Raw genomic sequence first — 25,231 nt, 5'->3', positions numbered from 1 at the left:
CACCCGGACGTCGGCCCGGCGTCGTGACGGCGCCGGGCCGGTGTAACGCAAATCGAGGCTAAGAACCCTGTTAGTTCGACGAGTCGGCGGCAGGTGCGGCCGCCGCCGACTCGTCAAGCAGCCAGCAGCGTGCGACATGCCCCGCCGCCGAGCCGTTCACGGCGCCCTTCACCGCCGGCAGGTCCGGCGGCCGGGTCGCGCAGACCGCCATCGCGAAGGGGCACCGGCTGCGGAACCGGCAGCCCTGATCGAGCGCTGATTCCCGGTGCTCCGCGGCGCGCGAGTCGCGGGCCCGGGCCCGCTGCGCCCGCGCCTCGGCCAGCTTCGAGCGGGTCAGCGTCGGGTCCGGCGCCGCGGAGGCGAGCATCTGCGTGTACGGATGCGCCGGATGCAGGATCACCTCATCGCTCGGCCCGCGTTCCACCACCTCGCCGCGATACATGACCATGATCTGCGAGGAGAAGTGCCGCGCGGTGGCCAGGTCGTGCGTGACATAGAGCAGCGCGAGGTCGCGGTCCCGTTTCAGCCGGTCGAGCAGATTGAGGATCTCCAGGCGGATCGAGACGTCGAGCATTGACACCGGTTCGTCGGCCAGCAGCACCTTGGGGTTGGTGGCGAGGGCACGCGCGATGGCGACGCGCTGGCGCTGGCCGCCGGACAGCTCGTGCGGATGCTTGCCGGCCACGTCTTCGGGCGGGGTCAGGTTGACCGAGCGCAGCAGGTCGAGCACTGCGGCGTCGAGTTTCGGGCCGCGCCGGTAGCCGCCGTGCAGCAGCAGCGGCCGGCGTAGGTGGTGCGCGACCGTGTGCATCGGGTTGAGCGAGGCGAACGGGTCCTGGAAGACCAGCTGCATGGCCTTGTGATAGGCCTTGCGTTCGGCGCGGCGGCCCAGTCGCCCCGCACCGCCGGCGAGGTCAGGCAGCACGATCTCGCCCGCGCTGGGCTTCACGAAGCGGCTCAGGGTCCTGACGACGGTGGACTTTCCACTGCCGCTCTCCCCCACCAGGGCGAGGGTCTGGCCGGGCTCGAGCGCGAAGGAGAGACCCTCCACCGCGCGCAAGCGGCCGCCGTGCTGGCGATAGTCGACGGTCAGGTCGGTGACGGTAAGCGCGCTCATCGCCTGTCCTCCTCGGCTGTTTCGGCGGTGCTGGTCGAGCCCTCAGCGCCGCCAGGAAGCCCGCCGGCGTAACGCGGGTCGTGCAGATGGCAGGCCACCGGCCAGGCGCCGGCCGGCGCTCGCAGCGGCGGGGTGATCTGGTGGCAGGGGTCGAATACCGATTCGCAGCGCGGCGCGAACGGACAGCCGGCCAGCGTCGTGCGCAGGTCCGGCGGACTGCCCGGGATGCCGTGCATCTCGCGCCGCTCCCCGCGCAGGTCCGGGAACGAGCGGAGCAGGCCCCTGGTATACGGGTGCAGCGGCGAGGCGGCGACCTGCTCGGCCGGGGCGTACTCGATCACCTGGCCGGCGTACATCACGGCGAGCCGGTCGCTGATCTCCAGCAGCAGCGCCAGATCGTGGGTGATGAAGATCACTGAGAAGCCGAGCTCGGCGCGCAGCCGCTCGATCTCGTCCAGGATCTCCCGCTGCACCAGCACGTCGAGAGCCGTGGTCGGCTCGTCCATGACCACGACCTCCGGCTCCAGGACCAGTGCCATCGCGATCACCACGCGCTGGCGCATACCGCCGGACAGCTCGTGCGGGAAGGAGCGCAGCCGCCTTGGATCGATGCCCACCATCTCCAGCAGTTCGCCGGAGCGGGCGCGGCGCGCGGCCTTGTCCATGCCCGGCCGGTGCGTGCGGAAGATGTCGTCCATCTGGCTGCCGATGCTGGTCACCGGGTTCAGTGCGTTCATCGCGCTCTGGAACACCATCGAGACCTTGTTCCAGCGGAACTCGCGCAGCCGGTCGCCGTCCAGGGTGGCCAGGTCGACACTCTCGCCGTCGCGGCTGAAATACTCCACGACGCCGGCGGTCATCCGGGCCGGCGGCCGCAGCATCCGGGTCAGCGCGTATGCGAAGGTTGACTTACCGCAGCCGCTCTCGCCGACGATGCCGAGCACTTCGCCGCGCCGCAGCTCCAGCGACACGTCGCGCACGGCCCGGGTCGGGCGGCTTCCAGCGTATTCGACGCTCACGTTGCTCGCGCGCAACACCAGGTCGGTGCCGAGGCCGGCGAAGCCGTGCGGCGCCTCGGTTCCGGTCTTCGTGATCACTGCTGCGTCTCCGTTCCGGCTACCGGGCTGAGCTTGTTCGCGCGCCGGCCGCGGGGTTCGCGGTACACGCGCAGCCGCGGGTTGAGCAGTTCGTCGAGCCCGAAATTGATCAGGGCAAGGCCCGCGCCGAGCAGGGCGATGCACAGGCCCGGCGGCGCGAACCACCACCAGTCGCCGGAGGAGAGCGCCTCGGCGTTCTGGGCGAAGTACAGCGTGTTGCCCCAGGTGAGCAGGTCAGGGCTCTGCAATCCGAGGAAGGCGAGGCCGGCCTGGGCGAGGATCGCGAAGATCATCGAGAACAGGAACTGCGAGACGATGATCGGCAGCTCGTTCGGCAGGATCTCCACGAGCACGATCCGCCAGACCGGTTCGCCGAGGGCTTTGGAGGCGAGCACGTAGTCGCGGTTGCGGATCGAGAGTGTCTGCCCGCGCAGCACCCGGGCCGAGGCGGCCCAGGCGGTCATCGCGATCACGAACACGGTCGGCAGCAGGCCGGTGTTCTTCACGAACGCGGCCACCACGATGACCAGCGGCAGGGTCGGGATCACCAGGGCCACGTTGGAGATCAGGGCGAGGATCTCGTCCACCCAGCCGCCCGCGTAGCCGCCGCCGATCCCGATGATCACCGAGATCGCGGTCGCGACCAGGCCGGCCGCCGCGCCGATCTCCAGGGTGGCGCGGGTTCCCACCACGGTCTGCGAGAACACGTCCTGTCCGATGTCCGTGGTGCCGAACCAGTGCGCGGCGGACGGCCCGGCGGCCCGGTCCGTGCTGACCAGGTTCGGATTGCCGAGGAACAGCGGCCCGATCGCCCCGAGCAGGATGAAGAAGCCGACGATGCAGAGCCCTGCGATCAGGCGCCGGGAGCGCAGCGCGGTACGCAGCAGGCCGGTGCCGCGTGCGGCGGTTTCAGCCGGCGCCTCTACCAGCTGAGTAGTGACCGTGGCCGACACCTCAGGCCTCCTTCGTGCGCGGGTCGATGACGCCGTAGAGCAGGTCCACCAGCAGATTCGCGCCGAGCACGGCGAAGCTGATGGCCAGGAAGATGCCTTGCATGAGCGGGTAGTCCTGGTTCTGCACGGCGTTGAACAGCAGGTTGCCGATGCCGGGGTAGTTGAAGACCTGCTCCATCACGATCTGCCCGGTGACCACGAAGCCGATGGAGACCGCGAACCCTGACACGCTCGGCAGCACCGCGTTGCGGGCCGCGTACCGGACCATGACCCGCATCGAGCTCAGGCCCTTCGCCTCGGCCGCGACCACGTAGTCCTCGGCGAGGGTCGCCACCATCATGTTGCGCATTCCCAGCAGCCAGCCGCCGATCGACGCGACGATGAGGGTGATCGCGGGTAACAGCGAGTGCTGAATCGCCGAGGAGATGAACGGGCCGCTCCAGCCGGGATCCAGCGTTACGTCGTAGCCGCCCTGCGCCGGGAACAGATGCCAGGTGTTCGCGAACAGATACACCAGCAGCAGCGCCAGCCAGAAGTACGGCACCGCGGTCAGCAGCGTGGTGGCCGGCACGATCGCCTCCAGCTTGCTGCCGCGCCGCCAGCCGACGAGCGTGCCGAGGCCGATGCCGAGCAGGAAGCTGAGCAGGGTGGCGATGCCCACCAGGATCAGGGTCCAGAAGATCGCCTGCCGCACCAGGTCGATCACCGGGGTCGGGAACACCGTGATGGACAGGCCGAAGCGCAGATGCGCGAGGGAATCGAGGTACTGGCCGTACTGGCTGATCAGGCTGCCGGAGCCGAGCCCGAGCAGCTTGCGCAGCTGATCGGCCTCGCCGGGCGGCACGGTGCCGGTCTGGGACTGCTTGTTGATGATGACCGCGATCGGGTCGCCGGGGATCAGCCGCGGCAGGAAGAAGTTCAGGGTGATCGCGATCCACGCGGCCACCAGGTAGAAGCCGAGTTTCCGGCCGACATAGCGCAGGCGCACGCCCCGCCTCCTCACTCGTAGTGCGCCGCCGCGGCGGCGGCGCGCGCCCCGGAACCCTGCGAAATCAGGATCATGCTTCACTTTGGGAGCATGTGCGTTCCGGGACGCGCGGCCGTCGTTGCGCGGCGACCGCGTCAGGTCAGCTCGCGGGCGCGATGTGCAGGGCCGTCCAGCCCTCGTCCGGCTGCAGCCAGATCGGCGGGGCGGCGTACGGGTTGTCCGTGGTCGGGAAGTCCTTCACGTGGTTGCCGTTGAACTCGATCTCGTCCTGGGCGGCGAACAGCGCGATGGTCGGCATGTCCTGCACGACCAGGTGCTCGATCTGGTAGAAGTCCTGCTTCTGCTTGGCCGCGTCCGAGGTTCCGGCGATGTCCGCGAGCAGCGAGTCGACCTGCGGGTCGTCATAGCGGCCGTAGTCGCCGAACTGGTCCACCTGGCCGACCGGCGGGGCCACCGAGCCGTTGAGCAGCTGGTTGTAGTAGGTGTACGGGTCCGAGGTGTAGCCGAAGTTGTCGATCATCAGCTGGAAGTTGCCGGAGTTCTGGTCCTGCAGCCACGCGTTGTACGCCTCGGCCTGCCCGTCCACCTTGATCCCCACCGCGGCCAGCTCCTGCTCCACGATCTGCAGGATGCTGATGTAGTCGGACCAGCCGGTGACCACCTTGATCGAGATGTCCAGCGGCTTGCCCGCCTTGTCGCGGAAGACGTTGTCCGAGCCGAGGGTGTAGCCGGCCGCCTGGAGGGTCGCCTTTGCGGCGGCGGGGTCGGGCTTTGCGAACTTCTGGTCGGCCAGGCTCGGATCCAGGATGCTGTTGAAGTTCGGGGTCAGCAGGTCCATCGGATTGACCGGCGGGGCGTAGCCGTTGTAGACGGACTGGCTGATGAAGTCGCGGTCGATGGCCTGGCTGATCGCCTGGCGCACCGCCTTGTCCGCGGTCGGGCCCTGCTTGTAGTTCGGCACCAGGTAGGTCACCGAGAGCGGGATGTCCTCGACCGCGTACTTCGCGTTCTTGGCCAGGTAGTTCTTCTTGATGTCCGGGATGAAGCCGCCGGACCAGTCCACGGAGCCGGACTCGATGGCCTGGTCGGCCGTGCTGTTGGCGCTGTACTCGAGGAACCGGACGGTCTTGAAGTGCGGCGTGTTCGGCAGGTAGTAGTGCGGGTTGGCGGTGAACTCCATCACCTGGCTGTTGACCTTGCTCGGGATCCACGCCCCGGTGCCGACCGGCTTCGGGTTGGTCCAGGTCTTCTTGTCGCCGACGGTGGACCAGATGTGCTGCGGCAGGATCATCGTCTTGTCCGCGATGTAGACCAGGTCCTGATACGCGGGCTTGGTGAAGTTGATCGTCACCGAGTCGGTGCCGTTCGCTACGGCGTCCTTCACCGGCAGGCCGTTGGTGTTGAGCGCGCTGTCGGTGTCCAGGTTGAAGGTGTAGGCGACGTCGGCGGCGGTGAACGGCTTGCCGTCGTTCCAGGTGACGCCGGAGCGCAGCTTGAAGGTGATCGCGGTGCCGTCGGAGTTCCAGCTGTAGGACTGGGCGAGCCACGGCTGCACGTCGCCGGCCTTGGCGGTGTTGAAGAACATCAGCGGCTCGTAGATCATCCCGATGGTGCCGATGACCACGCTCGGCGAGTACGGGTTGAAGTTGGCCGTGAAGGGGTTGGAAGAACCGGAGACGGTGAGCACGCCGCTGGGTCCGGAGCTTGCCGAGGAGCCGGAGCCCCCGCTCCCGCAGGCCGCGGCCGCGGCCAGAACGGGGGCCAGGACCAGGGTGGATACCGCGCGCCATCTAGATCTCATCGTTGAGCCTCACTTCGCTACGCCAGGATTTAGGTGCGGATTCACAACCCAGGCGGGTACTGCTGCCACCGGTTCGCAGCATTGCCGAGTGTTCACGGATGCTGGCACTGAACCGGTTAAGCGTCAAGAGTGCGGCGGACCGGAGTTGGAACCGGGCAGGTGGGTGCGGCGGGGGTCGGTGCGGGTGCGCTCGGCCGAAGGAAACATTCGACGATCATGCGCGGGGAACCGAACATAAGGACAGAATCGGACTTATGACCCGGTTCGGTGCCAGGGCTAGTGGCGGTGGCGGTGGCGGTGCTAGTGGCAGCGCTGGCGCTTCGACAGACGAAACACCAGAACGCAACTCACCTGCGACGCGCAGGCGGCGGCGCGGTCGACGCCCGCGGCGTCAGCACGGCCGGTGCCTCGCCGCGCGAGCCGGGCGCCCCGCCGGCCGCCAGTTCCAGCAACCGCTGCGCGGCGTGCGCGCCGTAAGCGACCACGTCTCTGCGCAGGGCGGTGAGCGCTGGATGCACGAGCTGGCAGAGCACCGAGTCATCCCAGGAGACCACGGACAGCTCACCGGGCACGTCCACACCGGCTCGCTGCGCCGCGCCGAGTCCGGAGACCGCCATCAGGTCATTGTCGTAGACGATCGCGGTCGGCGGCTCAGGTTCGGCCAGCAGCGCGGTCGTCGCGTCGGCGCCGCCCTCAGCCGTGTAGTCCGCCGTGACGCAGTGCGCTTCGATACCCGCCTCGTTCGCCGCCTGCATGAAGGCGTCGGTGCGGATCCGCGTGTGCCAGAGGTCTGTCATACCGGTCACCCGGGCGATCCGCCGGTGGCCAAGCTTGGCCAAGTGCTCCACGGCCAGCCGGGCCGCCGTCTCGTCGTCCGTCCAGACCGCCGAGAGCCCGCCCGAACCCTCCGGCGCCCCGACCACGACCGTGGGCAGCGCCAGTTCCCGCAGCACCGCGATGCGCGGGTCGTCGATGCGCAGGTCCACCATGAAGACCCCGTCCACCCGGCGCTGCGCCCACCAGGTGCGGTAGAGCTCCATCTCCGCCTGGCGGTCCTCGGCCACGGTGAACAGCAGCGCGGTGTGCCCCTCGGCGAGCGCACCCTGGATGCCCGCGATCAGCTGCATGAAGAACGGCTCCGCGCCGAGGATCCCGGCCGGGCGGTCGATGACCAGGCCGAAGGCCCCGGCCCTGCCGTCGGACAAGGCGCGCGCCGCGCTGTTGGGCTGCCAGCCGATCTCCCGGGCGATCTCCAGAATCCGCTGCCGGGTGGTCGGCGAGACGCCCGGCTGGTTGTTCAGCGCGAAGGACACCGCAGCCTTGGTGACCCCGGCCCGCTGGGCGATGTCCGCGATCGTAGGCCGTTTCACCGCGAGCAACCTCCCAAACCGAGCAGCGACCCCACCGTCCGTGGGCAGTCTACGGCGCGGCGGCGGCTCAGACCGCAGCGTCCGCTGTGGCGAGTGGGCGCGCCGAGCGGCGGGAAGTTCACAAGCGCGCTTGAGGACCGACCGGATCCCGCGACCTGCCCGGCCCTGGGAAGGCTCTTGCGCGCAGGGCCGATTTACGGTCCACTAAACCGGTATAGCGCCCACCCACCTCCCGTCCAGGGGTGCCGACGCTCCGAACGCGCCTCAAGTCCCGCCCGTGAAAGGTCGTGACCCGCATGCACCGTCCCTCACTCCGGCTGCCCGGCGAGCCCGGTTCCAGTCCCGCGCCGTGGATCGGCGCGAACTTCTGGTCCCGCCGCGGCGGCCCGCTGATGTGGCGTCAGTTCGACGCGGACACGGTCAGGGCGGAACTCGCGGTGCTGCGCGAACACGGGCTGACTTTCACCCGCTCGTTCTTCTACTGGCCGGACTTCATGCCGGAGCCGAACCGGGTCGACGAGCAGTGCTGCGCCAGCTACGCGCAGTTTCTCGACTTGCACACCGAGCTGGGCATGTACACGATCCCGACGCTGATCGTCGGGCACATGTCCGGAGAGAACTGGGACCCGGCCTGGCGCGGCGGCCGCGACCTGTACGCCGACGTGTGGATGGTTGCCCAGCAGGCCTGGTTCGGCGGGGAGATGGCCCGCCGCTACGCCTCGCACCCGGCGGTGGCCGGCTGGCTGGTGAGCAACGAGATGCCGATCTACGGCGGCGAGAACTCCCCGCGCGAGCAGGTCGCCTCCTGGGCCCAGCTGATCATCGACGCGGTGCGCGCGAACGGCGGAACCCAGCCGATCTCGCTGGGCGACGGGGCGTGGGGACTGGAGATCACCGGACGGGACAACGGCTTCCGGCTGCGTGACGCCGCGCGCCTCTGCGACTTTCTCGGCCCGCACAGCTATCCCATGGGCAACGACGTGGTGCGCCAGCACTACACGGCCGCCTGGATCTGCGAGCTGGCTGGCTCGTTCGGGCTGCCGGTGATCCTGGAGGAGTTCGGCCTCACCTCGGACTTCACCTCCGACGCCTACGGCGCGCACTTCTACCGGCAGGCGCTGCACAACTCGCTGCTGGCCGGGGCCACCGGCTGGGGCGCCTGGAACAACACCGACTTCGACGGCCTCGAACATCAGGACCCTTATCGACACCATCCGTTCGAGCTGCACTTCGGGTTGACCGACGCGCAGGGCACGCCGAAGCCGCAGCTGGCCGAGTTGCGCGCCTTCGCCGAGGTGCTGGCCGAGGTCGACTTCCCGCGACTGCGCCGCACTCCGGCCGAGGCCGCCCTCGTGGTCAGTTCGTTCCTTGACACCGAGTATCCGTTCACCGAGCCGAGCACGGACGGACCGGAGCTGTGCCACACGCTGGGGCAGGCCTATGTCGCCACGCGGCTTGCGGACCTGCCGGTGGCGATCGCGCGGGAGAGCGACGGAATCGGCACCGACGCGAAGTTGTACCTCGTGCCCTCGACCAAGCAGCTGCTCTCCCCCACCTGGTACGCGCTGGCCGATCTGGCGGCGGATGGCGCGACGGTGTACGTGTCCTACTTCGCGGGCGCGCACGGCAACCAGCGCGGTCCCTGGCACGCCGCGATGAACACCCTGTTCGGGTTCGAACACCAACTCGTCTATGGACTCGTAGACACGGTGGAGGAGGACGAGTTCGAATTCGAGTTCGTCCGGCCGTTCGGCGCCCTGGCCGAGGGCAGCCGGTTGCGCTTCCGCACCGGCGGCAACGAGCACAGCCGCGCGATGCTGCCGGTGGAGCCCACCGACGCCGAGGTCGTCGCCGTGGACGGAAAGGGCCGCCCGGCGCTGCTGGTACGGCGGGTCGGATCAGGGTCAATGGTGTTCTGCACCTATCCGATCGAGCACATGGCGGCTTACCTGCCGCGGGTCAATCCGGATCCGACCCGGGACCTGTACGACGCGCTGGCGGACTTCGCCGGCGTCGCGCGGGCGGTCACGGTAGACGAGCCGCGGGTCGCCGTGGACGTGCTCGAACACGAGGACGGTACCCGGTGGGTCTGGTTCGTGAGCCAGGCCGCCGAGGAGCTGACCGTGAAACCCACGCTACGAAACGGTGGCCGGCTGGCTGAGGACGCGGTGACGCTTCCGCCGTTCGGAGTGCGGGTCGTCAAGCTCGAAGGCTGATGCGCATCACCTAAAGCAATGGATTGATTGACTTTGGCAGTCGATCACTGATACAGACGAGCCGCGCCGCGGTCCCTAGTGCGGAGGGACCGCGGCGCGGCATCTCATGGCTCTTCGGCCTCGGCTGTTTACGGCAGCGTGGTGATGTGCGCCTTGTACGCCGCGCCGAAGTTGGTCGGCGTTCCGGTGTAGTCGGTGATCAGGGTCGGGCCGCTGGAGCAGCCGCCGGACCAGTTGTCCCAGGTCCAGGCGAGGTAGCCGGTGTGCTCGGAGTCCAGCCAGGACATCAGCGGGTCGATGAAGCTGCCGGAGCAGTCGTTCTCGCCGATCTCGCCCGCGATGACCGGCACCTTGGCGATGACCGGGGCGACCTGGCTGGTCCAGCAGGACTGTGGGGCGCAGGTGTTGAAGTTGTAGTCGTGGAACGAGGCGACCAGGTTGTTGTCCGGGTCGGTGGGCTCGTTGGCCAGCCAGCCGGTCAGGTCGTTGGAGTACTCCTCGCCGCCGAGCATCAGCACGTTGCTCGCTCCGGTGCTGCGCACCGCGTTGACCATGCCCTGCATGCCGGCGACCTGGTAGCCGATCCCGTTGCAGGTGCCGCCGTTCTTCCAGCAGGTCCAGCCGGAGGTGCTGTCACCGGTGGCACGGGACGCGTAGGGCTCGTTGAACAGGTCGAAGATGACCGCGTTGTTGCCCTTGAAGGTGTTGGCGACCGAGGTCCAGAACGGGATGGCCTGCGCCGCGTCCGGCATCGGCTTCTGGCAGGTGGCCGTGGCCGCGGAACAGCCGGAGGAGTTGCCGGTGTATGTGCCGTCGGTCCAGTGCAGGTCCAGGATCGCCACCAGGCCGTTCGAGTTCAGCAGGTTGACGAAGGCCTTGACCGCGTTGATGTAGTTCGAGCCCGCATACGCCGAGTTGACGTACGACTCGCCGTTCCAGCAGGCCTCGTTGAGCGGGATGCGCACCGCGTTCACGTTCCAGGTCTTCATGGCCGTGATTGAGGCCTGGTCCGCGGGGCCGTCCCAGATGCCGTAACCCTGCACGCACTCGTACTCGCCGCCGGAGCGGTCCACGCCGTGCGGGGTCCAGGCGGCGCCGGTCGAGGTGACGATCTTGTTGCCGGAGACGTGCAGCTGCGGGGCCGGGCCGCCGCCACCGCTCGATCCGGAGGGCGAGGCCGAGGGCGAAGAGGACGGCGAGGCGCTCGGCGAAGCGGACTTCGACGGGCTGGCCGAGGGTGTCGGGCTGCCGCTCGCGGAGGCGCCGTTGCAGGTCGTGCCGTTGAGCGTGAACGTGCTCGGCACCGGGTTGCTGCCGGTCCACGAGCCGTTGAAGCCCAGCTGGATCGAGCCGCCCGTCGCGACCGAGGCGTTCCAGCTCAGGCTGCTGACGGTGACGTTCGCGCCACTCTGCGACCAGGTGCCGTTCCAGCCCTGGGTGACGGTCTGCCCGGCGCCGAAGGAGAAGCCGAAGGTCCAGCCGTTGATCGCGGCCGCGTTGTTGACGATGGTGATACTCGCGCCGAAGCCGCCGGGCCACTGGCTGCTGACGGTGTAGGTGACAGCGCACGCGGGAGTGGCGGCAGCGGCCTGACCCGTGGTGAGCGCGACGATTCCGGCACTCGCGGCCAGCGCGGCGACGCCCATGCTGGCGAGTGCGGCGCGCAGCCGTGGCGAGCGGTTGTGGAGCGTATCCATGCAGAGACCTCCGTGGGCAAAGAAGCGCACGGCGACATTGCCGCGCCCTAGTGCCCTAGCACGGTAGGACCGCCTACTTAACCGGTCAAGCAAGGCTGAAAGTTGCATCTGGTGCAGTCGCGACACCGGGGACGACTCGGCCCGCGCCGGCTCTCCTTCATGAAGGCAGAGCAGGCGCGGGCCGGGATGCGGCCTCAGCCCCTTGATCGGCGGGCGGTTTCAGTGGGCTTTCACGGCGATCGTGACGCCGGGCGGCGGCCAGGTGACGGCGGTGACCGGAACGGTGATCGTCCCGCCGGTCGTGGCCACCGAGAGCGAGCCGTGCGCCTTGCTGGCCACGGTCGGCACGAAGGTGAGGTTGACGGTGATGGAGCCGCCGGCCGCGATCACCGTGCCCACTGCGGGCAGCGCGGAGACTCCGAGCTCGCCCGTCAGCCCGGTGGTGGTGACTCCGGTGACCACTACCGGCACCGCGCCGGTGTTCTTGAGCGTCACCGTGGTCTGTGAGTGGAAGCCCACCGGCTGGCCCGCGAACGACACCGAGGCCGGGGTGGCCGCAGGCGCGGTGACCGTCGCCGTGGCCGGAGAGGTGGCGATGACGATGTTGCTCACCGCGTGCAGGTCGGTCTGTCCTCCGTTGCCCGCGGTGAATCCCGCGTACGCGCTCGCCGGAATCAGGCCGGCTGCCGGTGTGTACGTCAGCACCTGTGCGGCATCGACGTACACGGTGATGACACCGGCGATGACGGTCACGGTCACCGCGTGCGTCCCGGTGCGCAAGGGCGCCGGAATCGGGGCGGTCGCGAGGTAGGTGGTCGCGCCCGTACCGTTGTCCGCGCCGGTCGCGATCGCGACGTAGTTGCCCGAGTTGGCCTGCGCGTTCCAGAACGTGTCGAGGGCCACGCCGATGCCGCTCAGCCCGTCGAGACCGAGTCCGCCGCCCGGACTGCCCAGGGCGGTCGGCTGGTTCTTGGTCGCATCGATCAGCGAGAAGGTCAGCCCGTCGGCGCCGGACCCGCCGTTCAGCTGCGCCGTGAAGGAGGCCGCGAGGTTGTTCGTCGAGACCGCCGCAGTGCCGAAGGCGGAGCCGGCGACCTCGGGCGTCGTCGCCGGGGTCAGCTGGATCGTGCCGGCGGCGGTAGTCGTGGCCGTACCGTTCAGCTGCCAGCCGGTCGGAACCTGCGGCAGGGTGCCGGTCGCCGTGCCGGTGATCGGCAGGTAGCGGGCGCCCTGGCCGTCATCGCTGGTCATCTCGTACTGCGCGGTCTCGGACCCGACCGAGGTCGGGGTGAAGGTGACCTGCTGGACGTAGGTCTGGTCCGGGCCGATGACCTGGCCTTCGGGCAGCGGCGAGGCGGAGCTGAAGTCCGAGTCCGGCGCCTTGGCCTTGGTGATCGTCACCGGCACGTTTCCGGTGTTGGTGATGCTGAAGGTCTTGGTCGCGGTGCCGCCGATCGGGACCGCGCCGAAGTCCAGCGGCCACGGCGAGATGTTCAGGTTCTTGACCGCGTCCACCGCGTTGCCGCTCAGCGAGATCGTCACCGAGTGCGTGGTGCTGGGATCGTCGGCCGAGGTGGAGGTCACGGTGAACGAGTCCGTATTCGCTCCGGTACCCGTCGACGCGGTCGGCGAGTAAGTCACCGAGGCGATGAACGAACCGCCCGGCGCAACGGTCGCGCCGGCGGCGGGCAGGCCGGTGACGGTGAACGGCGCGCTCGGCGAGGTCGCCGCGCTGATCGTCTCAGTACTCGTACCCGTGTTGGTGACCTGGATGTTCTTCGTCGCGCTCAGGCCGACCGGCTGATCCAGGAAGACCGCGTTGGGCGGATTGGCGCCGAGACCGGGCTTGGTTCCGTAGCCGTCGACGGTGAACGAGACCGGTCCCGAGTCGGTGCTCACGGTGACGGTTCCGCTGATCGTGCCGGTGCCGCCGGGGACGAAGGTCATCGGGATCGAGAGGGTGTCCCCGGAGTTCATCGCGTGCGGCAGGGGCGGCGCGGTGGCCGAGAACGGCGAGGTGGCTGAAACCCCGGTGACGTTCAGCGCCTTGGTGGCCGTGACGGTCAGCGTCGCGCTGCCGGTAGTGCCGACGGCGACATTGCCGAAGGAGACCGGCGAACCGGTCAGCGCGGAGTTGGCCGGCCGGCCGAAGGCGAGGATCTTGCCGTCGCGGGTGCCGATGTAGACGCGGCCGTCGCTGGTCGCCGGGGTGGTGAACTTGACCGCGGTGCCGATCGGCGCGGACCACAGCTCGGTCAGCACGCCGTTGCCGTCCGGCTCGGCGCTGTACGCGCGAAGCTCGGCGTTGGTGCCGGTCGGACCGGAGGACCAGACGACCCAGACGACGCCGGTGCCCGCCGTCGTGCCGTTCGAGGTCACCACCGGCGAGCCGGAGGTGTAGTTGAAGGTGCCCGCGCTGGTGCCGACGAGGCTGAGCGCCGGGTTTCCAGAACCGTCCACGCCTACCTTGAACGCGCGCAGCGGACCGCCGTTGCCGACGAGGTACACGTAGCCGCCGTCTCCGCCGTAGAACGCGGGGTGTCCCCACTGCCCCTGGTAGGGACCGACCATGCCGAGCGAGGCGTCAGTGCCGGTGGAGGCAGCGTGCCCGCCCAGGTTGTCCCGGTCGAGCAGGAACAGTCGGCCGTCCTTGCCCATCTGCACGAGCAGGTGCGGGTGCGCCGCGGTGCCGTATCCGTCCGGCAGGCCCATCGGGCCGCCCGAGCCGAAGTCGGTGTCGTTGGCGTCCATCTTGGTCGCGTCGTGCGGACTGAAGAAGTCGGCCGGCGAGAGCGAGCCGTCCGCGTTCACGTGCAGCCGGACCACGGACTCGGCCAGGTTGCCGGGAGGCGCGTTGCCGGGACCTGGAGCCGGGGAGACGCCGTTGCCGGTGGCGAGGATGATCTGCCCGGCGCCGTCCGAGACCAAGCCGCCGCCGCCCTGCCAAACACCGGCGCCGTTGTTGCCGGTGCCGGTTTCGTCAGACCAGAGCGCGGTCTGGTTGCCCGCTGTGGAGACTCCCGCGACGTATCCGCGATAGTCGGGTCCGTAGTCGCAGTGCGAGCCGAAGGCCGCGTAGACGACCCCGTTGAGGAGCAGCAGACCGGGACGCTGGCCTTCGTAGGCGGGATCGAAGGTCGCCGCCGCGTCGTTCGAGGGATGGCCGCCGATGGCCACCGGGAAGTTGGCCTTCTCCGCGCCGCTGGTGACGTTGACCGCGTGCATGTAGTAGTGCGGATGCATCGCGTCCGCACCGTCATTGACCTTCGTGACCAAATACACGTATCCGGTCGAGGAGTCGTAGACCGGGGCCGAGGTGATGCCGAGGTTCGGCGTCAGGTCTGAACAGCCGATGGTGGAGGCGGGCCAGGCGGGGCCGAAATTGTCGCTCCACAGGATAGCGCCGGTCGCCTTGTCGAGACCGTAAACCTTGTCGTTCTCGGTCACCGCTATCAAGGTGTTGCCGACGATCAGGGGCTGGGCGTAGACCTGGCCGTCCAGCGTGGTGGAGAACTGCTGGCCGAAGTCGGGGGACTGGACCGAGGCCGGGTCCAGCGCCGTCTCGCTCTTGTCCCAGCCGGTGCGCAGCGTGTCCTGCGAGACGGTGACCTCCTCGCCGCGCGCCGGGAAGGCGACATACGCGGCGCCGGATATGAGCCCGGCCGCGATCAAGGCTATGAAAGCGGCACGCGGATATCCACGGACGAGGTTCACCCGGTTCCCCCCTCTGAAAGGCTGCGCTGTGCCGGTGCCGGGCAGCATGAGCACAACTGCGAGGAGAGGTTACGGCCTACGCCCGCGCGATATCCGGTCCGCGCTCTAACCGTGACGAAATCCGAACCATGGCCGCGGCGATTTGCGCGTTATGTCATCGCCCGTACTTATCGCACCTACGAGATCGGAGTCACCCCGGCCGGCACCCGGCCCTTCGGGGTCTGCTCGATCAAATGGCCCCACCACACCATGCGGTTCGAGTCGATGTAGATCGGCGTGCACGTGGTGAGCGTGATGTAACGGCCGGGCTTGGTGAATCCGGAGCCGACCGGGATCGGCTCCACCGCGCCGACGTCGTTGATCGGCACGGAAGAAGCCTCGCGGTCCAACTGGTAGACGAACCAGCCGTAGGCGGTCTGCACGTACACCCGGTCGCCCACGGCGAGCTGGTCCAGATCGCGGAACACCATGCCGTGGCCGTCCCGGTGCCCGGCGATCGCGAAATTGCCCGAGGCGTCCCAGGGAAGCGCGGAGGGCGGCTGCGTGTAGTGCCCGACCGCACCGGTGTTCAGCACCCTGGTCCGGTCCACCGACTGCATGATCAGCGCACGCCAGTCGGCGCCGAAGGCCGGGATGTAAAGGAAGCCGAAACTCTGCCCGATCGCGATCGCGTCGCTGGGCTTGGCCGCGGCGGGCGCCGGGGCGGCCCAGGTGCGCAGCAGAGCGGCGGAATTGCGGCGGGTCTGCTCGCCCGCGGTGATGTTGCTCCACCAGAGCTCGTACACGGCGTACAGGGCGATCACCAACCCGAGCGTGATCAGCGCTTCGCCGAGCCCGCCGAGGAACCGGGTCCAGGACCGCGGGGCGCCCGCCGCCGACGAGGCGTCGTAGAGCTCGTATCCACTGCCCGGGTCGTAGACGTCGAACCCCTCGGACACCGCCCGCTCCTTCCGTCTCGGATCGACCGATCCTACCGGCTTGTCGGGAAAACAGAGGGCAGATCCCGAAGCGTCGGGATCTGCCCTCTTATTCAGTTATTCGGTCATCTCATGACCGTACGCCGCGGCGCCCGGATCAGTGCGACCGGCGGCCGCGCTTGGAGGCGGCGCGCAGGCCGACGCCGGCGAGCAGCGCGGCACCGGCCAGAGCCACCACAGCGCCTTCCTCGGTACCCGTCCCGGCCAGCGAACCACCGTGCGGGTGCGACGGCTTCGACGGGGTGCCCGACGGGCTGCCCGGAGTGGTCGACGTCGGCGAGTTGCTCGGCGAGGACGAGGCCGACGTGGACGGCGAGCTCGACGGCGTACCGCTGGGCGTGCCGGACGGGGTGCCCGACGGCGACGAGCTCGGCGTGCCCGACGGCGTACCGCTGGGCGTGCCAGACGGGGTGCCCGACGGCGACGAGCTCGGCGAGCTCGACGGGGTACCGCTCGGAGACGGCGTCGGGTGCGGGTGGCCCTGCTCGCAGACCGTCTTACCGGTCTTGTTCTCAAGGCCGATGACGTCCACCTGGTTGCCACACACGTTCAGCGGCACATTGATCGGCACATTGACGCCATTGCCCGACAGGGCGCCGCCCGAGTGCGTGATGATGCTGGTGCTAGTCGCGCTCGGCGGGCCCGGGATGAAGCACTCGGAGCCGTGGAGCTTGTTCTCGGCGCCGATCACGTTGACCTGGTTGCCACATGCGTTGATCGGCACGTTGATCGGCACCTGCGCCGAGTTGCCGGACGCGATGCCGCCCGAGTACGCGGTGAAACTGGTCGCGGTGGAAGTGCCGGCCTCGTTGACGCAGGTCGAGCCGGCGTCCTTGTTGGCCAGACCGATCACGTTCGCCTGGTTGCCGCAGGCGTTGATCGGCACGTTGATCGGGGTCTGCACGGTCATGCCGGAGCCGATGCCGCCGGAGTGCGTCACGACCGCGGTCGCGCTCGAACCGCCGTAGGTGTTGGAACCGGACGGGTTCGTGGAGCAGTCGCTCCCGGTGACCTTGTCCTTGGCCGCGATCACGTTGGCCTGGTTGCCACACGCGTTGATCGGCACGTTGACCGGCGCCTGGATGATGTTGCCGGACAGGATGCCGCCCGAGTGGTCGGTCACCGCCGTCGCCTTGGCGCCGCCGCCGGTGCTGCCCGCGCCCGCACCGGAGCCCGGAGCCGGGCAGGTGGTGCCGTGCACGGTGTTCTTCAGCCCGATGGCGACCGCCTGGTTACCGCACACCTCCAGCGGCGCGTTGATCGGCGCCTGGATGGTGTTGCCGGACAGGATGCCGCCCGAGTGGCTGGTGCTCGCCGTCGCGGACGAACCGCTCTTCGACCCGCCGGCCGCGTTCGAGCCGCCACAGGCGCTGGGCGCCACGTGGTTGCCGGCCGCGATGGCGGCGACCTGGTTGGTGCACAGGTTCAGGCCGAGGTCGATCGGGATCTGCACGGTGTTGCCGGACAGGATGCCCTTGGAGTCCTTCACCGTGCTGGTCGCCGAGGCGCCCGCGCCGGAGCCCGAACTCGACGGCAACTGCGGCGCCGCCGGCTTCAGGACGTGGACATCCTGCGGAGCCTTCGGCTGTGCGGCCTCGGGTCCACGGACGCTGATGGGAGTGCTGACACTGGACGGGGACGCCTGGTTCGCCGCGGCCCCCTGGGCCTGAGCCGGACCGGGCAGGGCGCCGAAGCCGACAGCCGCCTCGGCCGGGGCGTAGCCCGTCCCGGTCAGCAGCAGCCCGCCCGTCGCGACCGTGAAGGCCAGGCTGCGCTTGGCCATGTCGTACATGGAGGACCTCTTCTGATCAGTAGAGGAGAAAGCGGCGAAGGAAAAGGTGCCGCCTGCTCCGCGAAACGGCCCAGAAGAGTGGAGGTCACGCCCGCTACGGCTTCACGAGTGAATACTGATACGAGTATTTAGTTCGCAGCTCATCACGTGCAATCACGGTGTCATCGCACAATGACGACGGCTCCGAATGACGGCGGCGCCGAATGACGACAGCGCCGAATGACGACAGCGCTGCACGGGGTCGGCGGATCACGCGCCCCGCTCGGCCCGGCGGGCCAGGCGGGCATCGCGCTTCTCCTCGAAGCGGCGGGCCGCGACGTCGAGCGCGTCGAGGATCCCGGCCAGCTCCTCGCGGGCACGCTCGCCTTCCGGGCCCAGGTCGGTGCGCTCCAGCGCCTTCACGTTCCGCAGCACCGGGATCAGCACCTCGTCGCGGTGGATACGCAGGTTGTAGATCCCGGCGAGCGCGATCTCGACCGACTTGCGGGTGTAGTTCTCCACGGTCGCGCCGGGCATCTGGAACCGCTTGACCACGTCGAGCACCGCCTCCATCGTCAGGTCCGGAGCCACATCGAAGGCCGCGGCCAGCAGGTTGCGGTAGAAGATCATGTGCAGGTTCTCGTCCGCGGCGATCCGGGTGAGCAGTTGCTCGCACAGCGGTTCGCCGCTGTAGCCGCCGGTGTTGCGGTGCGAGATGCGGGTCGCCAACTCCTGGAAGGAGACGTATGCGATCGAGTTGACCGCCCGGTGCCCGTACGGCGAGTCGTAGCCGGTCGACATGTGCGTCATGCGGGCCCGCTCCAGGGCGATCGGGTCGACCGCGCGCGTGGTCAGCAGGTAGTCGCGGATCGCCGTGCCGTGCCTGCCCTCCTCGGCGGTCCAGCGGTGCACCCACGAGCCCCAGGCCCCGTCCCGGCCGAACAGCAGCGCGATCTCGTGGTGGTAGCTCGGCAGGTTGTCCTCGGTCAGCAGGTTGAGGATCAGCGAGGTGCGCGCGGTCTCGTCGAGCTTGGACTGGCCCGGCTCCCACGGCGTGCCGCCGAGCGGCCCGTCGAAGTCCCGGCCTTCGCTCCACGGGACGTAGGCGTGCGGGAACCACTCCTTGGCCACCGCGAGGTGGCGGTTGAGGTTCGCCTCGACGACGGGTTCGAGCTCGAACAGCAGCGCGGACTGGTCCGCCGGGTCGGCGGCGGGGCGGGAGTCGGTCGAAAGGGGCACGGCTGGCTCCTGGGAGGCCGGGACGGATATCTGGTTGGAACTGCGCGCGAAACCTACGATCGCGTAAGTTACGCCAACGTAGCTTACAAAGCTGAGAGTCCGCTCAGCGAGGGCTGAGCAGGGTCATCTGACACACTCCGGCGAGTTTTGTTGCGCGAGTTGACAAATCTAGTGATCTCGGCCACTCTCGTAATCGAGGGTGGACTCCGGGGGCCGCGCACGGCGCGCCCAGGAGCCCAGGCCCCGAACCGCTCGGCCCCTGAGCCGGGCCGGTCCGGAGCGCTGAATTGAATAAACATCGCCGCATCGCCGCACCGATGCGGCGATGTGCTTTTCCGGGGACGAGCGCGCTTCGCCCCGCGTACCTCCGCTCTCTTCCCCGCCCGGCCCGCGCTGCCCTACGCTCAGCGCATGGCGACCAAGTCCGCCGCGGCCGAAACCAAGCGCCCGCGCCTCCTGACCCGCTCGATCGTGCTGCCCGCGCTGGGCATCGGCCTGATCACGGCGATCCTCGCGGTCCAGGAGCACGCGCCGTTCCTGGTCGGCATCGTGGTCGGCGTCGCGGTGGCCGGCGTCGTCATCGGCATGATCGCGCTCAAACGGGCTTTCTACGGTGATTGACCGTTTAGACTGATCGGTGGATAAGACCGAAGGACAGCGTCGAGGGCCGTGGACCGATCAGTGAACATCGAGCGATGAACAGCGCCCAGTGAACGCCGCCGTCATAGCCACCACCTTCGGCATCGTCTTCCTCGCCGAACTGCCCGATAAGACCGCTTTGGCCAGCCTCGTGCTGGCGACCAGGTACCGCGCCCTGGACGTATTCGTTGGCGCGGCAGGCGGATTCGCGGTGCAAGTCGCCATAGCGCTGGCCGCCGGGGAACTGCTCTCCCTGCTGCCGCATCGCACCCTTGAGGCAATCGTCGCCGCGCTGTTCCTGCTCGGCGCGTTCCTGATCTTCCGGCACGGACGCGAGGACGAGGCGCAGGCCGAGAGCGAGGCCGAGGAGGCAGCGCGCGACGCGAAGCCGGGCAACGGCACCTGGCGCGCGATGCTGACCAGCTTCACGGTCATCACGATCGCGGAGTTCGGCGACCTGACCCAGATCGTCACCGCCAACCTCGCCGCCAAGTACGACTGGCTGCCGGTCGGCATCGGCGCCCTGGTGGCGCTGTGGGCGGTCGCCGCACTGGCGATCCTGGGCGGCCAGGCGCTGCTGCGGTTCATCTCGCTGACCTGGATCACCCGGATCGCGGCCGTGATCATGGCGGCGCTCGCGGTGATCTCGCTGGTCTCGGCCATTCGCGGCTGACGGCCTGCTCGCCGCCGGTCGCCGGTCGCCGGTCGCCGGTCGCCGGTCGCCGGTCGCCGGTCGCCGGTGGGACCAGCCGGAGTCAGCCGATCCGGTTCAGCAGCCCGGCGGGAATCGCCGTGTCCTGATTCACCGCGCCGAACAGCTGCTGCGCCCGCGCCGAATCCCACAGCACCGTCGAGCCGAGGCCCGAGACCTGGTAGCCCTCGTTCTTGATCGGCACGGTGCCCACATTGCCCTTCCCGCCGCCGGTGACCGGCCCCATCTTCCTGGCCATGCTCACCAGGTCGGACAGGCCCGAGCCGTCGTCCACCGCGATCGCGCCGAGAGCCGAGTTCAGGAACGGGTACAAGGTGAACGGGTTGAGCTCGACACCGGGCCGCATCGCGGATTTGGCCAGCGCGGCCACGAATTTCTGCTGGTTCGCCATCCGGCTGATGTCGGAGTTGGCCAGGGAGTAGCGGGTGCGGATCAGCGCGAGCGACTGCGTGCCGTTGAGGTTCTGGCAGCCGGCCGGCAGGTCCGCGCCCGAGTGGCTGTCCTTCACCGGCGCGTCGAGGCAGAGGTGCACGCCGCCGACCGCGTCGACGACGTTCACGACGCCGAGGAAGCCGATCTCCATGTAGTGGTCGATGCGTACGCCGGTGGCCGTCTCGACGGTCTTGGTCAGCAGCGGCGCGCCGCCGAGGTCGTAGGCGGCGTTGATCTTGTTCTTCGTCGCACCGTGCGACTTGCCGGAGGAGTCCGTATACGCCGGGATGGTGACGTACGAGTCGCGCGGGATCGAGATCAGGTCGGTGCCGCTGGAGCCGTAGTGCAGCAGCAGGATCGTGTCGGTGCGCTGGCCCTGATCCGAGCCGACGTGCAGCTCGTTCTTCTGGGCCGGGGTCAGATTCGAGCGGCTGTCGGAGCCGACGACCAGCCAGTTCGTGCCCGCGCCCTGCGCCGGCCTGCCGTCGTAGTCGGACAGCGCGGCGACCTTGGTCACCTTGCCGGAGGCCCAGAACCAGGTGCCGATCGCGGTGCCGACGAACAGCAGGATGAGCGCGAGCACCGTGAACGCGGCGATGCGCCCCCAGCGCCGGCCGCCGCCCGCGCGGGCGGAGCCGCCGGTACGCGGCGGCCTTGGCTTGACGCTCTTGCCGCCGCGTCCGTAGGTCGAGGTCGACGGGGCCAGCGGATCGCGCGCCGGGGCGTCCTGAGTGACCTGCTCGGGGTCGAACTCAGGCCACTGGGCGCCGCCGCCACCGCTGCCGTAGTACCGGTCTGAACCGTTACCGCTCACCGTGCCACCGTACGACAAGCCCAACGCTAAGGTGCCGCGGCGCGCGCCGCCGCGCACTTTCGTGCAGAACTGTCACGATTCTGCGACCAGCCTATCGACGGGTAACCACAGTGCCGTCCGGAGCCGCGAGGAAGACCGCGCCGACGTTGAGGTCGCGGGCGGCGGCGATGTCGGCCTCGGAAAGCTCGGCCGCCTCGGACACGATCGCGGCCGCTTCCAGCCGGTCGGCTCCCGAGGAGACCGCCGTCGCCACGGCCGCGTCGAGCGCGGAGAGCTTGAGCGAGGGCAGCGCCACGGTCACCGCCGCGTACGTACGACCGGTGGCGTCGCGCACGGCGGCGCCCTCCGGCGTGCGGTTCCGAGCCCGCGCGGAACGGGCCAAGGTGATGATCTTCACGTCCTCGGGGTCGAGTTCCGGCGCTGCGGCGGACTGTTCGGCGGTCATCGGTTCCTCTGGTCCAGGGAGTTCAAATGGCTCAGGGAGTTCAATCGTCGGGATCGGCGTCGACCGGATCGAAGTCGTCGACCGGGCGCGAACCGTTGCGGTCCGGAGTGCGCGGCTCCTGTTCACGCGAGTCGGGACTCTGCGACTCGAGGCCGCGCGACTCAGAACCGCGCGGCTCTGAACCGCGAGAGTCAGAACCGCGCGACTGGTGCTCGCCGCCCTCGTCATCCTCATCCGGCACCGCCTGCACCAGCACGGTCCCGATCCTGCGCCTGCGGCCCTCGGTGGATTCGGCGGTGATGGTGAGTCCGTCGATGCGTACCGTCGCGCCCGGGATCGGTACCTTGCCGAGGCGCTTGCCGAGCAGGCCGCCTACCGTCTCGACGTCCTCGTCCTCAAGGTCGCGATGGAACAGTTCGCCGAGTTCGTCCAGGCCGAGCCGCGCGGACACGCGTGCGCCACCGCTCAGATCACCCGGCTTGGCGAGCCACTCGACCTGCGGCTTGCCCTGGTCGTACTCGTCGGCGATCTCCCCGACGATCTCCTCCAGGATGTCCTCGATGGTGACCAGGCCGGCCGTGCCGCCGTATTCGTCGATCACGATCGCCAGGTGGATGCGCTGGGCCTGCATGTCCCGCAGCAGTTCGTCAGCGTGCTTGGAGTCCGGCACGAAGCTGGCGGGGCGCATGACCGTCTCGACCGGATCGGACAGCGGGTCGGCGGCGGCCGAGCCCTCGTACATCCGCCGCGCCAGATCCTTGAGATACACGATGCCGACCACGTCGTCCGCGTTCTGGCCGGTGACCGGGATCCGGGAGAACCCGCTGCGCAGCGCCAGGTTCAGCGCCTGTCGCAGGGTCTTGCCGCGCTCGATGAAGAGCATGTCCGTGCGGGGGACCATGACCTCTTTGACCAGCGTGTCGCCGAGTTCGAACACCGAGTGCACCATGCGCCGCTCGGCGGCCTCGATCTCGCTGTTCTGCTCCGCGATGTCGACCAGCGCGCGCAGCTCGGCCTCGGTGGCGAACGGGCCCTCGCGGAAGCCCTTGCCGGGCGTCAGCGCGTTGCCGAGCACGATCAGCGCGCGCGGAAGCGGTCCGAGGATGCGGCTGAGCGGCAGCAGCACGGCGGCGCCGGCGGCGGCGATCTGCGGGGCGTGCTGGCGGCCGAGGGTGCGCGGGCTGACCCCGACGACCACGTAAGAGACGACGGCCATGATGGCGACGGCGAGCGCGCCAGTGCCGACGGTCAGGCCCCAGCGATGCGCACACACCATGGTGACCATCACCGCCGCGGCCATTTCGCCGACGACGCGGATAAGCAGCACCAGGTTGACGTACCGCGCCGGGTCCGCGCTCAGCCGTACCAGCCGAGCCGCCCCCGGTGCGCCGCGCTCGAGCAGTTCGGCCGCGCGTACTCGGGAGATGCGCGCCAGCGCGGCCTCGACCCCAGCCGCCAGCCCCGCGATCAGCACCGACACGACCGCGCCGACAAGAAGCCACGCTATGGTCGCGGTCACGGCTCAGCGTCCGGGGCGCTCATCGGAGGGGTGCTTGCGCCAGCGGTCGAGCAGTTCCTGCTGGAGCCCGAACATCTCGGCCTTCTCGTCCGGCTCGGCATGGTCGTAGCCGAGCAGGTGCAGGATGCCGTGCGTGGTGAGCAGGTGCAGCTCGTCCTCCATCGAGTGGCCGGCCGCCTCGCCCTGCTTGGCCGCCACCTCCGGGCACAGCACCACGTCGCCGAGCAGCCCCGGCGTCGGCTCGTTGTCGTCCTCCGCGCGCGACGGACGCAGCTCGTCCATCGGGAAGGACAGCACGTCGGTCGGTCCCGGCTCGTCCATCCACTGGATGTGCAGCTGCTCCATCGCGGCGGTGTCGACCAGCAGGATGGACAACTCGGCCAGCGGGTGGATGCCCATCTGGTCGAGGACATGCCGGGCGAGCGCGACGATGGCCGCCTCGTCCACGGCCACGCCCGACTCGTTGTTGATATCGATCGACATGGCGGGAATCATCCCACCGCGCGGGCCCGGGGGGCGGCGCGGCGCTGCGCCCGGTTCATCGGCGCGACCTGCCCCCGCTCGCGCTCCTGCCGGGCCGCGTCGTAGCGCCCGTAGGCGTCCACGATCTCCCCGACCAGCCGGTGCCGCACCACGTCAGTGCTCGTCAGCCGGGCGAAGTGGATGTCGTCCACGCCCTCGAGGATGTGCTGCACCACGCGCAGCCCGGACTCGGTGCCGCCGGGCAGGTCCACCTGTGTGACGTCGCCGGTGACGACCACCTTGGAGCCGAAGCCGAGGCGGGTCAGGAACATCTTCATCTGCTCGGCCGAGGTGTTCTGCGCCTCGTCCAGGATGATGAACGCGTCATTCAAGGTCCTTCCCCGCATGTAAGCGAGCGGGGCGACCTCGATGGTGCCTGCGGCCATCAGCCGCGGGATCGAGTCGGGGTCGATCATGTCGTGCAGCGCGTCGTACAGCGGGCGCAGGTAGGGGTCGATCTTCTCGTACAGCGTTCCGGGCAGGAAGCCGAGCCGCTCGCCGGCCTCGACCGCGGGACGCGTGAGGATGATCCGATTGACGTCCTTGGCCTGGAGCGCCTGCACGGCCTTGGCCATCGCCAGGTAGGTCTTGCCGGTGCCCGCGGGACCGATGCCGAAGACGATCGTGTGCTTGTCGATCGCGTCGACGTACCGCTTCTGGTTCACGGTCTTCGGCCGGATGGTGCGGCCGCGGTTGGACAGGATGTTCTGGGTCAGCACCTCGGCGGGCCGCTCGCCGGACTCGCCGTTGCGGGCGGACCGCAGGATGGCGATCGAGCGCTGGACGGCGTCCTCGGTCAACGGCGCGCCGGTGCGCAGCACCAGCAGCATCTCGGCGAACAGCTGCTCGGCGAGCTCGACGTCCTCGCGCGGGCCGGTCGCGGTGATCTCGTTGCCGCGCGCGTGCAGGTCGAGTCCGGGCAGCTGCTCCTCGATGACCCGCAGGATGCTGTCGCCGGTGCCCAGGACGGCCACCATCGGATGCGCCGCCGGGATGGTGATCTTGGTCTGCGCGGGCACGGCGGCCTCGGGCTCGCTCGAGGGCGAGACGGTCGACGAGGCGGCCTGCGCGGGGGCGGTGGGCGAGCCCTTGCGGGTGCGCGCGCGAGAGGTGGAGGAAGAGGTGCGGGACCTGTTTGGCTGCTCAGTCATAGGCGGGCCGCGGGGGCCTTCGAATCATTCCTTCGATCGAGGCTGACGGGGACGGTG

The 25,231-nt window shown here is 69.3% G+C and carries 19 protein-coding genes; 3 read left to right on the top strand and 16 right to left on the bottom strand.

Features of this window, described 5'->3' with window-relative positions; genetic code table 11:
* Nucleotides 1-70: 70 nt before the first annotated feature.
* The 6 genes from VFA06_RS00530 to VFA06_RS00505 form a co-directional block, all read right to left on the bottom strand.
* On the bottom strand, nt 71-1,117 hold the full coding sequence (locus VFA06_RS00530) for an ABC transporter ATP-binding protein (RefSeq protein WP_324838320.1): 1,047 nt from the start codon (nt 1,115-1,117) through the stop codon (nt 71-73).
* Nucleotides 1,114-2,214 (bottom strand): ABC transporter ATP-binding protein, encoded by a 1,101-nt coding sequence (locus tag VFA06_RS00525; RefSeq protein WP_324838319.1) that lies wholly within the window; start codon nt 2,212-2,214, stop codon nt 1,114-1,116. The genes VFA06_RS00530 and VFA06_RS00525 overlap by 4 nt, the downstream gene beginning before the upstream one ends.
* Nucleotides 2,211-3,167: an ABC transporter permease gene (locus VFA06_RS00520; protein ID WP_324838318.1), complete on the bottom strand. Its 957-nt coding sequence runs from the start codon at nt 3,165-3,167 to the stop codon at nt 2,211-2,213. The genes VFA06_RS00525 and VFA06_RS00520 overlap by 4 nt, the downstream gene beginning before the upstream one ends.
* 1 nt (nt 3,168) lies before the next feature.
* Complete coding sequence (locus tag VFA06_RS00515) at nt 3,169-4,149, bottom strand: ABC transporter permease (protein WP_349259996.1); 981 nt, start codon at nt 4,147-4,149, stop codon at nt 3,169-3,171.
* A 145-nt stretch (nt 4,150-4,294) separates the two neighbouring features.
* Entirely contained in the window at nt 4,295-5,956 is a 1,662-nt protein-coding gene (locus tag VFA06_RS00510; protein WP_324838316.1) for an ABC transporter substrate-binding protein, read from the bottom strand.
* A 347-nt stretch (nt 5,957-6,303) separates the two neighbouring features.
* Nucleotides 6,304-7,326 (bottom strand): LacI family DNA-binding transcriptional regulator, encoded by a 1,023-nt coding sequence (locus VFA06_RS00505; protein WP_324838315.1) that lies wholly within the window; start codon nt 7,324-7,326, stop codon nt 6,304-6,306.
* A gap of 296 nt (nt 7,327-7,622) precedes the next feature.
* On the opposite strand from VFA06_RS00505, the gene VFA06_RS00500 reads away from it, so the two are divergent.
* Nucleotides 7,623-9,542, top strand: coding sequence for a cellulase family glycosylhydrolase (locus tag VFA06_RS00500; protein ID WP_324838314.1), 1,920 nt, complete (start codon nt 7,623-7,625; stop codon nt 9,540-9,542).
* A gap of 128 nt (nt 9,543-9,670) precedes the next feature.
* Here the strand turns inward: VFA06_RS00500 and VFA06_RS00495 are convergent, their stop codons facing one another.
* The 5 genes from VFA06_RS00495 to VFA06_RS00470 form a co-directional block, all read right to left on the bottom strand.
* Nucleotides 9,671-11,239 carry a cellulase family glycosylhydrolase gene (locus VFA06_RS00495; protein WP_324838313.1) on the bottom strand — a complete coding sequence of 523 codons (1,569 nt, stop codon included), beginning with the start codon at nt 11,237-11,239 and terminating at the stop codon, nt 9,671-9,673.
* Nucleotides 11,240-11,458: 219 nt separating this feature from the next.
* Complete coding sequence (locus tag VFA06_RS00490; RefSeq protein ID WP_324838312.1) at nt 11,459-14,953, bottom strand: choice-of-anchor D domain-containing protein; 3,495 nt, start codon at nt 14,951-14,953, stop codon at nt 11,459-11,461.
* A 176-nt stretch (nt 14,954-15,129) separates the two neighbouring features.
* Nucleotides 15,130-15,891: a class E sortase gene (locus VFA06_RS00485; protein WP_324838311.1), complete on the bottom strand. Its 762-nt coding sequence runs from the start codon at nt 15,889-15,891 to the stop codon at nt 15,130-15,132.
* A gap of 136 nt (nt 15,892-16,027) precedes the next feature.
* The gene (locus VFA06_RS00475) at nt 16,028-17,713 is read right to left on the bottom strand and encodes a chaplin (protein WP_349259994.1); all 1,686 of its coding nucleotides are present in this window, start codon (nt 17,711-17,713) and stop codon (nt 16,028-16,030) included.
* Between the two features lie 258 nt (nt 17,714-17,971).
* Entirely contained in the window at nt 17,972-18,940 is a 969-nt protein-coding gene (locus VFA06_RS00470; protein ID WP_324838310.1) for an acyl-ACP desaturase, read from the bottom strand.
* Between the two features lie 411 nt (nt 18,941-19,351).
* Here VFA06_RS00470 and VFA06_RS00465 point away from each other — a divergent pair, with 411 nt between their 5' ends.
* Nucleotides 19,352-19,561, top strand: a complete 210-nt coding sequence (locus tag VFA06_RS00465; RefSeq protein ID WP_324838309.1) for a hypothetical protein — start codon at nt 19,352-19,354, stop codon at nt 19,559-19,561.
* Nucleotides 19,562-19,649: 88 nt separating this feature from the next.
* Nucleotides 19,650-20,252: a TMEM165/GDT1 family protein gene (locus VFA06_RS00460; RefSeq protein WP_324838308.1), complete on the top strand. Its 603-nt coding sequence runs from the start codon at nt 19,650-19,652 to the stop codon at nt 20,250-20,252.
* Between the two features lie 82 nt (nt 20,253-20,334).
* Here VFA06_RS00460 and VFA06_RS00455 read toward each other — a convergent pair whose 3' ends face one another.
* From VFA06_RS00455 to VFA06_RS00435, 5 genes are all read right to left on the bottom strand, one after another.
* Nucleotides 20,335-21,537, bottom strand: a complete 1,203-nt coding sequence (locus tag VFA06_RS00455; RefSeq protein ID WP_324838307.1) for an LCP family protein — start codon at nt 21,535-21,537, stop codon at nt 20,335-20,337.
* A 91-nt stretch (nt 21,538-21,628) separates the two neighbouring features.
* Nucleotides 21,629-21,982: a cytidine deaminase gene (locus VFA06_RS00450; RefSeq protein ID WP_324838306.1), complete on the bottom strand. Its 354-nt coding sequence runs from the start codon at nt 21,980-21,982 to the stop codon at nt 21,629-21,631.
* Nucleotides 21,983-22,022: 40 nt separating this feature from the next.
* Nucleotides 22,023-23,501 carry a hemolysin family protein gene (locus VFA06_RS00445; protein WP_324838305.1) on the bottom strand — a complete coding sequence of 493 codons (1,479 nt, stop codon included), beginning with the start codon at nt 23,499-23,501 and terminating at the stop codon, nt 22,023-22,025.
* A gap of 3 nt (nt 23,502-23,504) precedes the next feature.
* The gene (gene ybeY, locus VFA06_RS00440) at nt 23,505-23,984 is read right to left on the bottom strand and encodes an rRNA maturation RNase YbeY (protein WP_324838304.1); all 480 of its coding nucleotides are present in this window, start codon (nt 23,982-23,984) and stop codon (nt 23,505-23,507) included.
* 8 nt (nt 23,985-23,992) lie between these two features.
* On the bottom strand, nt 23,993-25,174 hold the full coding sequence (locus VFA06_RS00435) for a PhoH family protein (protein WP_324838303.1): 1,182 nt from the start codon (nt 25,172-25,174) through the stop codon (nt 23,993-23,995).
* Between the last annotated feature and the right edge of the window lie 57 nt (nt 25,175-25,231).

Source organism: Actinocrinis sp. (assembly GCF_035653575.1).
Taxonomy (GTDB): domain Bacteria; phylum Actinomycetota; class Actinomycetes; order Streptomycetales; family Catenulisporaceae; genus Actinocrinis.
Note: the sequence above shows the minus strand (reverse complement) of the source record. Positions and strands in the feature narration are given on the sequence as shown.

Bases quoted from the DNA above. Each gene is read 5' to 3' on its own strand.
- VFA06_RS00530 (WP_324838320.1), bottom strand. From the start codon at position 1,117: ATGAGCGCGCTTACCGTCACCGACCTGACCGTCGACTATCGCCAGCAC.
- VFA06_RS00510 (WP_324838316.1), bottom strand. From the start codon at position 5,956: ATGAGATCTAGATGGCGCGCGGTATCCACCCTGGTCCTGGCCCCCGTT.
- VFA06_RS00500 (WP_324838314.1), top strand. From the start codon at position 7,623: ATGCACCGTCCCTCACTCCGGCTGCCCGGCGAGCCCGGTTCCAGTCCC.
- VFA06_RS00495 (WP_324838313.1), bottom strand. From the start codon at position 11,239: ATGGATACGCTCCACAACCGCTCGCCACGGCTGCGCGCCGCACTCGCC.
- VFA06_RS00475 (WP_349259994.1), bottom strand. From the start codon at position 17,713: ATGGCCAAGCGCAGCCTGGCCTTCACGGTCGCGACGGGCGGGCTGCTG.
- VFA06_RS00465 (WP_324838309.1), top strand. From the start codon at position 19,352: ATGGCGACCAAGTCCGCCGCGGCCGAAACCAAGCGCCCGCGCCTCCTG.
- VFA06_RS00450 (WP_324838306.1), bottom strand. From the start codon at position 21,982: ATGACCGCCGAACAGTCCGCCGCAGCGCCGGAACTCGACCCCGAGGAC.
- ybeY (WP_324838304.1), bottom strand. From the start codon at position 23,984: ATGTCGATCGATATCAACAACGAGTCGGGCGTGGCCGTGGACGAGGCG.
- VFA06_RS00435 (WP_324838303.1), bottom strand. From the start codon at position 25,174: ATGACTGAGCAGCCAAACAGGTCCCGCACCTCTTCCTCCACCTCTCGC.